Annotated in this window: 10 protein-coding genes; 4 read left to right on the top strand and 6 right to left on the bottom strand. The window is 48.6% G+C overall.

From position 1 onward, the window contains the following. Positions 1–26 precede the first annotated feature (26 nt). The 6 genes from F608_RS35115 to F608_RS0120190 all read right to left on the bottom strand — a co-directional run bounded on the left by F608_RS35115 (position 27) and on the right by F608_RS0120190 (position 8,600). Positions 27–2,351 (bottom strand): methyl-accepting chemotaxis protein, encoded by a 2,325-nt coding sequence (locus F608_RS35115; RefSeq protein ID WP_022667502.1) that lies wholly within the window; start codon positions 2,349–2,351, stop codon positions 27–29. Positions 2,352–2,373: 22 nt separating this feature from the next. After that, positions 2,374–5,088 (bottom strand): methyl-accepting chemotaxis protein, encoded by a 2,715-nt coding sequence (locus F608_RS35110; protein ID WP_022667501.1) that lies wholly within the window; start codon positions 5,086–5,088, stop codon positions 2,374–2,376. A gap of 54 nt (positions 5,089–5,142) precedes the next feature. Continuing rightward, complete coding sequence (locus tag F608_RS0120205) at positions 5,143–5,694, bottom strand: chemotaxis protein CheW (protein ID WP_022667500.1); 552 nt, start codon at positions 5,692–5,694, stop codon at positions 5,143–5,145. Positions 5,695–5,761: 67 nt separating this feature from the next. Then, positions 5,762–7,864 carry a chemotaxis protein CheA gene (locus tag F608_RS0120200; protein ID WP_022667499.1) on the bottom strand — a complete coding sequence of 701 codons (2,103 nt, stop codon included), beginning with the start codon at positions 7,862–7,864 and terminating at the stop codon, positions 5,762–5,764. 53 nt (positions 7,865–7,917) lie between these two features. Continuing rightward, positions 7,918–8,283, bottom strand: a complete 366-nt coding sequence (locus F608_RS0120195; RefSeq protein WP_022667498.1) for a response regulator — start codon at positions 8,281–8,283, stop codon at positions 7,918–7,920. 2 nt (positions 8,284–8,285) lie between these two features. Further along, positions 8,286–8,600 carry an STAS domain-containing protein gene (locus F608_RS0120190; RefSeq protein WP_022667497.1) on the bottom strand — a complete coding sequence of 105 codons (315 nt, stop codon included), beginning with the start codon at positions 8,598–8,600 and terminating at the stop codon, positions 8,286–8,288. Between the two features lie 908 nt (positions 8,601–9,508). Here F608_RS0120190 and F608_RS0120180 point away from each other — a divergent pair. Genes F608_RS0120180 through F608_RS0120165 form a run of 4 tightly spaced genes read left to right on the top strand, consistent with a single transcriptional unit; the run spans position 9,509 to position 13,124 of the window. Then, a complete protein-coding gene (locus F608_RS0120180) occupies positions 9,509–10,243 on the top strand; it encodes an AIR synthase family protein (RefSeq protein WP_022667495.1) in 735 nt (244 codons plus the stop codon). 33 nt (positions 10,244–10,276) lie between these two features. Further along, complete coding sequence (locus F608_RS32730) at positions 10,277–10,792, top strand: alpha-ribazole transporter (protein ID WP_022667494.1); 516 nt, start codon at positions 10,277–10,279, stop codon at positions 10,790–10,792. An 8-nt stretch (positions 10,793–10,800) separates the two neighbouring features. Next, positions 10,801–12,324 (top strand): ABC transporter ATP-binding protein, encoded by a 1,524-nt coding sequence (locus F608_RS0120170; RefSeq protein ID WP_022667493.1) that lies wholly within the window; start codon positions 10,801–10,803, stop codon positions 12,322–12,324. After that, entirely contained in the window at positions 12,321–13,124 is an 804-nt protein-coding gene (locus F608_RS0120165) for an energy-coupling factor transporter transmembrane component T family protein (RefSeq protein ID WP_022667492.1), read from the top strand. Before F608_RS0120170 ends, F608_RS0120165 begins: the two co-directional genes overlap by 4 nt. Positions 13,125–13,189 lie beyond the last annotated feature (65 nt).

The raw sequence follows: 13,189 nt of genomic DNA, 5'->3' as shown, positions 1-13,189 counted from the left end.
GGATATTAATGGGCCTCCATTTTTATTTAATATTTCTCAAATTCAACATCGAGCCTATCTGCTTCAGAAGAGATTTCTTCCATCTGGATGGTTACTCCGTTTGAATCACGCGTTCCTTGTTCCTTACCCGGTGGAACTTTGCCTGATACCTCAGGATTGTCCTCACGTACGCTTTTTATCATAGAGGAGGATTTATCTTCTTTTGTATTGGTTTTGAAAAAGGAGATGCTATCTTTTAGCTGTTCTGCCTGGGCAGCAAGTTCCTCGGATGTGGAAGACATCTCTTCAGATGCCGAGGCGTTCTGCTGAATGACCTGATCGAGTTGTACAAGTGCCTGATTGATTTGATCAGCCCCGGTGTTCTGCTCAGAGGAGGCAGCATTGATTTCCTGGACAAGCTCGGCTGTTTTCCGAATATCCGGGACGATCTTGTCGAGCATTTCTCCGGCGTTTTCTGCTGTCTCGACACTGGATATCGATAGCAGGCTGATTTCCCCTGCCGCTGTCTGACTGCGTTCTGCCAGCTTTCTTACTGCATCCGCCACAACAGCAAAACCCTTTCCGTGTTCCCCGGCTCTGGCTGCCTCAATTGCCGCATTTAACGCAAGCATGTTAGTCTGCCGGGCGATTTCTTCGATAATGGATATCTTCTCGGCAATCTGCTTCATGGCTTCCACTGTTTCTTTCACAGTCTTGCCACCTTTTTCAGCATCTTCTGCCGCCTGGGTGGAAATTTTTTCAGTCTGCTGAGAGTTGTCAGCGTTTTGTCTGATATTGGCAGCCATCTCTTCCATGGAGGATGAGGCTTCCTCTGCTGAAGAAGCCTGCTCGGTAGCCCCTTGAGACATCTGCTCGGCGGTGGAGCTGAGTTCCTGGCTTCCTGATGCCACGTTGTCTGCGGCGGATTTAACATCCAATACCACACTGTTGAGTTTTTCGATCATACTGTTAAGGCTTTTCCCAAGAACATCCTGATCCGAAAGAAGGTTCACCTTGGCATTCAGGTCTCCTTTGGCCATCTTTTCAGCAACTTTGACCGTATCCTTAAGGGATTCAATCATCTTATTCATCGCCTTAAGCAATTGACCTGTCTCATCTTCTCCGCTTGTGTTAATATCATCGACCAGGATCCCCTTTGAGAGTTGCTGAGCCACATTTACACCCTCAGAGATCGGTTTGGTAATACTTCGTGATGTGATATTTCCGATAATAATACCGATAATAAGAGAGGCCAAGGTAATTATGATGATTACTGTAGTGGCCGTATTTTTAGCCTTGCGGCCTTCAGCCTTGGCAGCGTTCATCGCTTCACCTGTGAAAGCTTCAACTTTTTCCAACATCCCGCTCATTTCCTCACCAAAATGATCCAGCTTTTCCATGGATTCCTTGGCTCGAGCCGCCTGACTCAAAGTTTTCTGGTGGGCTTTCATAAGAATGCCCGCCTGTTTTTGAAAGTCAGTATGATCCTTGTCAATGCCCTTTATCGCATCTCGGATTGACGGATTGTCCGATGCAATTATTCTTCTGCCGTCGATGATGCCGCCGTTGAGAATAGCCGAAACATTATCGTCAAACTGTTTCAAGTGTAGTTTGTATTCCTTTTCAAGGGTGTCAAGTTTTGAAAAATCCTTTGTTTGCACATACTCTTCCAAACTGAGCCGGGTCTGGGCCATGCTGATTTTCAACTCATTCGCCAGATCGGCCAGGGGGACTTCTTCGTCGAGTATTTTCTTTGCTTCCATGCTTATGTTTGAGGTGGACGCACGCCTGCCGATCTCTTTTGAGATCATCTCTTCAATACCTGATGAATTTTGATAAACTTCACCATAGATGCCTTCCAAATCTTCCATGGCCTGATTCAATTCAGCCTTTTCTCTCAGCAGTTCTCTTCCTTCTTCCATCATCTCATCGGCAGCCGCCTGGAATTTCGTGTCATGGATTTCCCCGGCCTGCCTGATGAGTCCGGCCAGTTTTTCATTATTGGTTTTAATTACCTTTATGCCGCCCTCTATAGTAGCACCATTAAGAATAGCCTCCGTGAATGTATCGTAGTCTTTTACGGATTGCTGGTAGTTCTTTTCAATTCGGCCCAGGCTCTCTTCATCCTCAGTTGATAATACGGCTGTGGCGCTTTTGTATTCCTCCATGGCGTTCCTTGCAGCCCATAGAGATATCTTCATCTCCATTGCCATATCTGCCAGGGGAGCCTCTTCATCGCCAACAACAAAAAGCGAGTGACTCACGGTACGGATGCCGTTAAAACCAAAAAATCCCGTCAGAGCAAGTAAAGACACAAGGCTTCCAAAACCGATCGCCAGTTTTTTCCCAATTTTCAAATTTTTAAACTTCATTTATTGATTTTCCTTTTTTTATTTAATATCTCTCAAATTCAACATCGAGCTTATCTGCCTCAGAAGAGACTTCTTCCATTTGAAGGATTACTCCGGTTGCGTCACGCTTTCCTTGTTTTTGGACCGGTGGAACTTTACCGGCTACCTCAAAATTATCATCGCTTTCGTTTTTTATCATAGAGGTGGATTTATCTTCCTTTAGACTGGTCTTGAAAAAGGATATGCTATCTTTTAGCTGTTCTGCCTGGGCTGCAAGTTCCTCTGATGTGGAAGACATCTCTTCAGATGCCGAAGCGTTCTGTTGAATGACCTGATCAAGCTGTATAAGAGCCTGGTTGATTTGATCAGCCCCTGAATTTTGCTCAGAAGATGCCGCATTTATTTCCTGTACTAGCTCGGCTGTTTTTCGAATATCCGGAACTATCTTGTTGAGCATTTCCCCGGCGGTTTCTGCTGTCTCGACACTGGATGTAGACAATATGCTTATTTCCCCTGCCGCTGTCTGACTTCGTTCTGCCAACTTTCTGACCGCATCCGCCACAACAGCAAAGCCCTTTCCGTGTTCTCCGGCTCTGGCCGCCTCAATTGCCGCATTTAAGGCCAGCATATTTGTCTGCCGGGCGATCTCTTCGATGATGGATATCTTCTCGGCAATCTGTTTCATGGCTTCGACTGTTTTTCCCACGGAGTCGCCACCTTTTTCAGCATCTTCTGCAGCCTTCGTGGAAATGCTTTCGGTCTCCTGGGCATTGTCACTGTTTTGTCTGATATTGGCAGCCATCTCTTCCATGGAGGATGAAGCCTCTTCTGCTGAAGCGGCCTGTTCAGTGGCTCCCTGGGACATCTGCTCGGATGTGCTGCTCAGTTCCTGGCTTCCCGATGCCACGTTGTCTGCGCTTAACTTAACATCCGCCACAACGCTTTCCAGTTTATTCACCATGGAATTCAGGGCGAGTCCAAGGGTATCTCTATCCGAAAGGAGGTCCACCTGGACTGTCAGGTCACCATCGGCCATCGTTTCTGCGATTTTCACGGTCGCGTTTAAATTTTTTATCATCCTGTTCAATGCTTTCATGAGGCTGTCTTTTTTCGATCTTTCCTTGACTTCAACCTCAAGGTCTCCTTCAGCCATTTTTTCGGCAACAGATGTAACCTCATTCGTGGCATCTATCAGCATATTGAGATTCTTTTTGATCTGGTTAAAATCTCCCTTGTAGTCATCTGTAATTTTATCCGGCATGTCTCCAACGGAAATATTTCTAATATATTCCTCCGTGACATTTATCGGCGCAACAAATGCCTCAACCAGTTCATTTACCCCATTTACCAGATCCTTCCATCCTCCATTATACTCATCCGCATTACCCCGTTTATCAAGCTTTCCGTCACGGATCTTTTGAATCAGGGTTGTGGTCTCTTTTGAAACGTTGTTTATCCGATCTTTCATACTTCGAAAGGCATTTGCCAGATCGCCGATTTCATCTTTTTGATCAATATCAATATCTTTCTCAAGATCACCTTCAGCGATATCTTCGGCGATCCCGACTATTTTACTTATTGGTTTGGTAATACTCCGGGATATGATCATCCCAGAAAAGACACCGATGATAAGAGAAATAACCGTAATCGAGATAATCATGATCAGGGCGGTCCGTTTTGCTGTTCGGCCTTCATTTATAGCGGTTGCCATTATTTCGCCGGCCAGTTTTTCAACGTCAACGAGCATGTGGTTAGCCTCTTCACCGGAAGTGACAAGGCGCTCCATGGATTCTTTGGCTTTTATGCTCTGATAAATGGCGTTTCGATGGGAGGACATAAGAGTCTCAGCCTTTTTTTGAAACTGAGCGTGATTTTCATCAAGTTCAGTTACTGCGGCCTTTATTGAACGATTATCTGTAGCGATAATCGTTCTGCCTTCTAGGGTGCCTCCGTTGAGAATAGCTATAACATTCTCATCAAACTGTTTTAAAAAAGCCTTGTACTCCTTGTCCAAGACGGCGAGTTTTGAAATGTCCTGGGTCTGCACATACTCTTCCATAACAAGGCGTGTCTGTGCTATGCTGATTTTTAATTCATTGGCCAGATCGGCCAGGGGGACTTCTTCATCAAGGATAGCTTTGGCCTTTGAACCGATATCCGAAGAAACCGAACGAGTCTTGATTTCCGATGAGATCATCTCTTCAACTGCGGAGGCGTCATTAAAGACTTCTTCATAAACATCTTCCGCCTCAACCATGGCCCGGTTCAATTTGGTTTTGGCCTTTAACAATTCTCTACCATCCAGCATCATTTCATCGGCGGCAGCCTGGAATTTTTTATCATGGACTTCCCCGGCGTTTTTGATCAAATCGGCAAGTTCATTATTGTCGGTTTTAATAACCTTTATTCCGCTCTCCAGTATAGCCCCTTGAAGAATGGCCCCGGCAAAGGTATCAAAATCCTTAATCGCCTTCTCATAATTCCTTTCAATCCTACCCAGGCTCTTTTCATCATCCGTTGCCAAAACAGCGGTGGCACTTTTGAACTCGTCCATTGACGTTCTGGCAGCTGAAAGGGCAAGTTGCATTTCCATGGCCATATCCACCACCGGAGCTTCTTCATCACCTACGACAAAAAGGGAATGGCTCACTTTGCTGATGCCATTGAATCCAAAATATCCTGTCAGTATCAACAAAAAAATCAGACCTCCAAAACCTATTGCCAGTTTCCACGCAATCTTCAGATCTCTATATCTCATAATTCAATTCCCTCTATTTTCGTATCAAAGCGTATGTGTCGGATATTTTTGGAACTATGCACTTATCTCATGTACACCATTGACGTTTCCATTTAATGAGGCTTCCTCATTAATTTCTGGCGAATCATCATTGGCCTGGAAAACTACCAGTTCGTCTGCTGAAAAAACTTCGTCACTGTCCAGGATGATGATGAAGTCTTCATTTTTTTTGCCCATGCCTTTGATGAATTCCGTCTTTAACCGGGTGCCGATCTTTGGCGCCGGCTCAATCTGGTCTGGTCCCATGCCCATGACTTCCTGGACTGAATCCGCCATGATGCCGAGAAGAGTCCGTGTCTCTTGGACGGTAATTTCAATGATGATGATGCAGGTATCAACGGTTTTTTCTGCCTGGGACAGGCCGAATTTCAGCCGAAGATCCACCACCGGGACCACGCCGCCCCTGAGATTGATCACGCCCTTGATAAAATCCGGCATCCGGGGGACTTTGGTTATTTTTGTAAAATCGAGCACTTCACGCACCTGGTTGATGTCCATGGCATAGATCTCCTGGTCCAGGACAAAAGTTAGATACTGACTGGTCTGGGTGATACCGGGAACACTCATTTTTTTTCTCCTTTTGGTCATATACGGGAGACCTTTTCACAGGGTTGCTTCCCAAATGATCCGACATTTAATAATTGATGTTTCTGTCGACTTTTTCCAGCAGCACATTGGTATCGAGAATCAGTGCTACGGTCCCGTCTCCGAGTATGGTGGCACCTGAAATATCATTAACATTCCTGAAAATCGGACCCAATGTCTTGATGACGGTCTGGTGTCCGCCGATCACATGATCCACGACAAACCCGATGCGTTTGGAATTGACATCCGCAATCACCACGTGCTCCAGGTTTGAAAGATCTTCCTTGAGGCCGAAATGGTCTCTCAACCGGATATAGGGAACCATCTCCCCCCTGACATTGAGAATATCCCGTCCCCTGGTTTTTTCTTTTTCCATCCTGCCCATTTCAACACATTCTTCAACACTCATCAGCGGCAGCACAAAAAAGTCTTTGTCGATGGTCACCAGAAGACCGTTGATAATGGCCAGGGTCAAGGGTAGCTTTAACGTGATGATAGTGCCTTTCCCAGGCTGGCTGTCCACTTCAATGGTTCCCCGCAACGTGTCAATGGTCTTTTTAACCACGTCCATGCCGACGCCCCGTCCGGAAACACTGGTGACGGTCTGGGCTGTTGAAAAGCCGGGTGCAAAAATCAGGTTAAAGATCTGTTTTTCAGATGGCGTGTCATTCTCTGAAACCAGGCTTTTTTCCCTGGCTTTTTTAAGAATATTTTCCACATTCAGGCCGGCGCCATCATCCTGAATGGTGATTATGACATTGGTTCCGATATGGGCGGCTGAAAGGGAAATGGTTCCGGCAGAAGGCTTGCCGTTCTTTTCCCTGATCTCTTTCGTTTCAATACCGTGATCAATACTGTTGCGAATCAAATGGACCAGGGGATCCTCCAGCCGCTCCAGGATTGTTTTGTCCATCTCGGTTTCTGCCCCGCTTGTGGTCAATTGGATTTGTTTTCCAAGCTCGGAAGACAGGTCCCGGACCAGCCGCCTGAGTTTGCTGAACGTCGTACCAATGGGCATCATCCTTATATTCAGGACATTGTCCCGAAGCTCCCCGGTCAGCCTTTCAATGTCTTCCACAGGGCCTGCCAGACCGGTATGATCGATATCCGACGCCACCTGGGTTAAGCTCGCCTGGGTAATCACAAGCTCCCCCACAAGGTTGATAAGCTTATCCAGGCGGCCGGAAGGCACCCGCACCGAGCTGGATGCCGAATTTTGCTGAACATTTTTCAAAGCCTGCTGCTCTTTGAGTGCGGAATTGATTTTTTCCTTTGAGACCACCCCTTCCTCAACCAGCACCTCTCCGATTCTCTTCTGCTGATCAAGGGCTTTGGTAATTTCCTGCTTGGAAAGCTCTCCTCTGTCCACCAGAATATCCCCGAGTTTGGGAAGATCCTCCTCAAATTCGGCAATCCCATGCTCCTGGATGACGGATATGGAGATCTCACTGTCATCTTCTACAAATATAAATACATCCTTGACGGCATTTAAACCACAGGTTGACGTCAATGTGATATCCCAGGCAAGATAAAAGCTTTCCGGGTTAAAATCATCCAGCAGCGGCAGATGGTCAGTCATGGCTAAAATTCGGCAGTCTCCCAGATCGTTCAACTCATCAAGAAGAAGCACGGGATCCATGCCGGTTGCAAACACACACATATCCGGTTTGAACCTGATCCTGTAACTTGTATTGATCTGTTTTGATTCAGTTTCTGCCGAATGGTGAGGCGGAATAGATTTCGATTCTTCTTTTTCAGATGACAGGCTGTCTGGAATCAACTCCATCAGAGCCGCAATAATCGCCTCACCTTTTTTCTTTTCTTCGGGCTCGATACCCTCACTTGTATCCAGCATTTTTTTAATATGGTCACTTGAAGAAAGAACCAGATTGATCAACTCCCCCGTGATCGGCACCAGCCCTTCCCTGACTTTATCCATCGCAGTCTCAACATGGTGGGTAAAAGCTGCAATATCGTCAAACCCGAACATGGCCCCTGAACCCTTGATGGTGTGCATGGCCCGGAACAGACTGTTGATTGCATCAAAGTTTTCCGGATTTTCTTCAATATCAAGAATGGATTCTTCCACAACAACCAAAAGCTCCAGAGCCTCCTGACGATATCCTTCACTGAATTTGTTTTCTTCAGACATAACCGGCTTCCTTTTGTGGCTTATTATTTTTTTTACAAACCGTTACCACCGGATTACCGGAGCACCTTTTTTACGACAGCCAGGAGTTGTTCGGGTTTAAAGGGTTTGACAATCCACCCCGTGGCTCCGGCTTCCTTTCCCTTTATCTTCATTTCAGACTGGGATTCCGTTGTCAGCATGATGATGGGAATAAACTTATACTGCGAATCCGCCCTCACCTTTTTTATCAATCCAATACCGTCCAGCCGGGGCATGTTCAGATCTGTAATCAGCATATGAATCTGATGGGAGGAAAGCTTATTGACGGCATCCTCTCCGTCAATGGCTTCGACAACCTCATACCCGGCCTGTTTCAGGGTAAAGCTCACCATCTGCCTGATACTGCCGGAATCATCAACTGTCATAATCAATTGCGCCATTCTCACGTCTCCTTTTTATCCAGTATAAAATAATCTTCAGGCGTCAGACCTGTCCGTTCCGCCATATCAAGGATGCAATCCAGATCGCCTTTTAAAATGAACGATTTGTCTTGGGCCGCTGCTGTTTTGCTACACGCACACAGCAACTGAATTCCCAAGGAATCACACACTTTGGTTTGACTGAAAGCAAGCAGCACTCCTTTATTCTGACTGAAATGGCCCGTCAGTTTCTCTTTGAGTGCCGACACCTGCACTCCCGTCAAGGGTCCTTGATGGACTAACTCGATGATCCCGTTTTCACCGACTGTTTTAATCATTGATTCTCCTTTTGAAGGGTTTAATATTATCATCGAACTCTTCTGCTTTTTTGACTGACACCTATGATTCCACCCTCCCGATCTATATTTTCAATCCAGACCGGCAGAAAACGGAATATGCTTCCGAGCTTTTGGCAAAGATTGATCAAATCATTAAAATATCGACTGCCCTCTTCGATATAGTCCGTACAGGAATCAATCTTAAAAAATACTCGGATAAATCGCATAGGACATCGTCAATTGACATTTCAACGACTTGGATCATATTGTTATCGGCTTTTTTAGTGAGCATTTCTGCCGTGCCTGTTATCCATTTGATCAGGTCTCCGGATATGAATATATAACTTGGAAACACCGGTTTAATACTAGAAAATTAACTTCGGAATTTGTTATGCTTTTGATGATACTACCCAATTGATTTTCCAGATTAAGATGACTGAATCCCGTTGTGATTTGAGCAATAAAATCTAATCTATTCAATAAACCTCTCAGCTGTTATAAGGTATAAACATAATTACTAATCGCTTTTTTATTCATATCAGTAATTATTGTCAAGAGCATTAATTGTTTATTTATAACTAAAAATTCCTGAAAAAGACATAAATTGCCGATTGATCTGGTGAGCAAAAAAATGGATTTATCCGGGTGAAGGTAACGCCGCATGTACTAACCCCGTAAATAAAATAGAGAATTATAGTAAAAAAGGTGTCTGGCATACCGCAGAATCAACTCGTTCCAAGACAATCCCCCGGCAATCAGGAGCCACGCATATTGACATTATTCTCTGATTTTTATAATTTTCTGGGGCAAATTCCCGGGTAAAGGCCGGGATAAAGCACAAAGTAAAACCAAAGGTTCCGGCCAATCGTAACCATCGGTTTGAATCGTTTATCCGGACGGAGAGGGAAATGGGATATCAGGGACGGGATGTTGAAGTCATCATCATGGAGGACGGGCTCTGCCTGGTTACGGCCTGTGATTCATGCGGGGCCATCGGGGACAAGGAGCTGGACCTGTTAAAGGTCCCCCCCCAGTTGGTGGGCCGGCTCACGTCCCGGGTTTCCCTCATGGAGATCCTCTGCACCGGCGCCATACCCAGGATCATGACCGTGGCCATTTCATCGGAGCCCGATCCCACGGGAAGACTCATTCTGGAGGGAATCCGGGGTGAACTTAAAGCCGCCGGTTTTGCAGATCTTTCCCTTGCCATCAGCACGGAAAAAAATTTCATCCCCAGCCAGACCGGGCTTGGCATCGGACTGACCGGAACCTGCAGGAAACATGAATTGCGCATCGGCCTGTCCCGGCCCGGGGACCGGGTCTATTGCCTGGGCCTGCCCCGGGTGGGAGAAGAAGTGGCATCTGCCCACGAAACTCTGATCATCGGGGTGGACTATATCAGGGGCCTCATGGCACAGCCCGGGGTCCATGAAATTCTGCCCGTGGGCTCCCGGGGAATCCTGGCCGAAGCCAGTCAACTGGCGGGCCATGCCCATACCCGGTTTGAACCGGAGTCTGATCCTGTTCCGGATCTGACCAAATCCGCCGGGCCTTCCACCTGTGTCATCTTTACCAGTGACAAGCCAATGACCCTTCCGTCCATGGGGGATACTCCCCTCTCCCTTGTGGGACGTCTGGTCTGACCCTTAACCATTTTAAAACAAAAGGAAAGCCCCATGACCACACCCCCGGAACCCGGCACTGATTTAAATACCCGGACCATTCCCGTGAAACGGGTGGCCTATATGGCCGTATTCATCGCCCTGAGTGGTGTGGGGGCCATGATCAAAATCCCCAGTCCCGTGGGCACCATCGGCCTGGATTCGGCACCCGGGTATTTCTGCGGCCTGGCCTTTGGATATATGGAGGGGATCTGGGTGATTTTCATCGGCCATCTGATCACGGCGGGCATTGTGGGATTTCCCCTGGGAATTCCCCTCCACCTCTTTATCGGGCTGCAGCTTGCAGCATGGGTAGTTGCCTTCCGCTGGATCAGCCAAAGACTGGGGCCGGTGGCCGGCTCCATTGCCGCCATCTTTTTAAACGGAATCATTTCAGCCTTCAGCATGATCTTCATCGGCGGAATGGGAGCCGTCCTGGGGACCATGCCCTTTTTGATTGCAGGCTCCCTGGTCAACGTGATCATTGCCGTGATCTCCCACCGGATTGTCCACCGGGGCGGGCTGGTCTGAACCCTTCCATGGACAAGGCCATTGAGCTTACCCATGTCTCATTCCGGTACAAGGCCTCCCAGACCCCTGCCCTTGAGGATATCTCCTTTTCCCTGAACCCGGGGAAATGCGCCCTGATCCGGGGACCCTCCGGATCGGGAAAAACCACCCTGTGCCGCTGCCTGAACGGACTCATTCCCCAGGCCCTGGAGGGAGAACTTTCCGGAGATATCCTTGTGGCAGGAAAGGATGTTACCCGTTTCAGGGTCCAGACCCTGGCCCGGGACATCGGCTTTGTCATGCAGGACCCTGAAGTCCAGATCGTGGGACGGACCGTGTTTGAAGATCTGGCCTTTGGCCCGAGAAACTTTCTGGTTCCGGCCAAAGAAATCGCCCCCAAAATTTCCAAAGCCCTGGCCCGTGTCGGCCTGGAAGGATATGAAAACCGTTCCTGCGCTGCCCTGTCCGGCGGGGAAAAGCAGCGCCTGGCCATCGCCGGCATCCTGATCATGGAGCCTTCGGTCCTGATCCTTGACGAACCGGCATCGGAACTGGACCCTGCAGGCCGGGCAGAGATTTATCACCACCTGAACACCCTGTGCCGGTCCCGGGGAACCACCCTGGTCATTGTGGAGCAGAACATGACCGATATCCGGTCCATGGTGGACTGGGTCCTGGTCATGGAAAAGGGAAGGATCAAAGAGCAGGGACGGCCCGAAAAAATTGCCGCCGGCCGGGAAAAAGATCCCTTCTTCCCGGCGCCCTTGCAAAAAGTGGACGGCCGTGCCGGAGCCGGGGCAAGTCCCCCGGTCCTGGAGATCAAAGATTTGAACTTTGCCTATGATCCCCAAAAACCGATACTGAAAGATGTTCATCTGACCCTCCCCCAGAATGAATTTTTGGCTTTGATGGGACATAACGGTGCCGGAAAAACCAGCCTGGCAAAGCATCTAAACGGTCTTATTCCCTGTGATCCCGGAGTTATTTTCTTCCAGGGCAGGGACATCACCACGATGGAATCCAGAGATCTTGCCCGGTCCGTGGGCTTTGTCTTTCAGAATCCCGACCATCAGATCTTTGAAACCACCGTGGAAAAAGAAATCGGCTTCGGCCTGTCCGGCAGGAAATTGTCCGGGCAGGACATTGCCCGGCAGGTGGATGAAACCCTTGATCTTACAGGGCTTGGACCGGTCCGATCCCTTCATCCCTTTACCCTGGGCAAAGGAACCCGGCAGATGATTGCCATGGCCTCCATTCTCATTCTCAGGCCAAGGGTCCTGGTGATGGACGAGCCCTTTACCGGCCTGGATCCCGGGGGCAGCGCCCAGGTCATGGATCTCATCACAAAACTCCACAGCCGGGGAACGGCCATTGTCCTCATCACCCATGACCTGAATCTGGCGGCCCGGTATGCCCGGCGTCTCACGGTGGTGGACAGGGGAGAAATCGTCCTGGATGAACCCATGGAGTTTGCCCTTGAAAACCAGGATATTCTGGCCCATGCCGGTCTGGTCCCAAAAGACAATTCCCATGACCGGGGGAGGAAGTCATGAATTCCCTGCCGGAGATTCACTCCGCCGGATTCGGAAGCCTGGACATCCGAAGCAAACTCCTCCTGTTTATCCTGCTCATGGTCCTGACCCTTATGTTCAACCACCCTGCCTGGCACGGGATCATGACCTTAGGGATTGTGGGTGCAGGCCTTGGCATGGGCCTGACTTTCCAGAGAATGTTTTCCCGGCTGATCCCCTTGTTCCCCCTTTTCCTCCTGATTGCAATCTTTACCGGATTCAGCAGCACCAGCGGATTTATCCACCCGGAGAACCGGGCTCCCCTCCTGGTTGTCTGGAAAACCCTTTGCCTGACCCGGGGGGGAATTCTTCTGGGGATCACCTTTTTGCTGCGCCTGGTCAATATGGTGGTCTTTACCCTTCTCATCCTGGCATCCACTCCACTGGATGATTTCATCAACCTCTTTGTAAAGCTCAGGTTCCCCCCCAGTCTCTCCTTCATGATCACCACGGCCCTGAGGTTTGTGCCGGCCCTGGACAAAAAACGGGCTCTCATCATCACGGCCCAGCGGGCCCGGGGCATCGACCCGGACCAGGGAGGCTGGCTTTGGCGATTCAAAGCCCATATCGCCATCATGATCCCTTTAATCGTCAATGCCATCCTCATTGCCGACCAATTGACCATGGCCCTGATGAACCGGGGGTTCGGATACCGGAACCAATGGACGATTCTTTCCCGGCTCTGTTTTACAAAAAAAGATTATCTGATCCTGACCGTGTGTGCTGCCGGCCTGGCGTCAGGAATTTTCATCAAATTTCATGGAAACTGGGGAATGATATGAGGCCTGGCTGTTGAAGATCTTTTCACCTCTTCCCGGATCGGAATCTGACAGGTCGGATTTTCCGG

This window comes from Desulfospira joergensenii DSM 10085 (genome assembly GCF_000420085.1).
GTDB classification, from domain to species: Bacteria; Desulfobacterota; Desulfobacteria; order Desulfobacterales; family Desulfobacteraceae; genus Desulfospira; species Desulfospira joergensenii.
The sequence above is the reverse complement of the archived record's forward strand: the minus strand, read 5'-3'. Positions and strand labels throughout refer to the sequence as shown.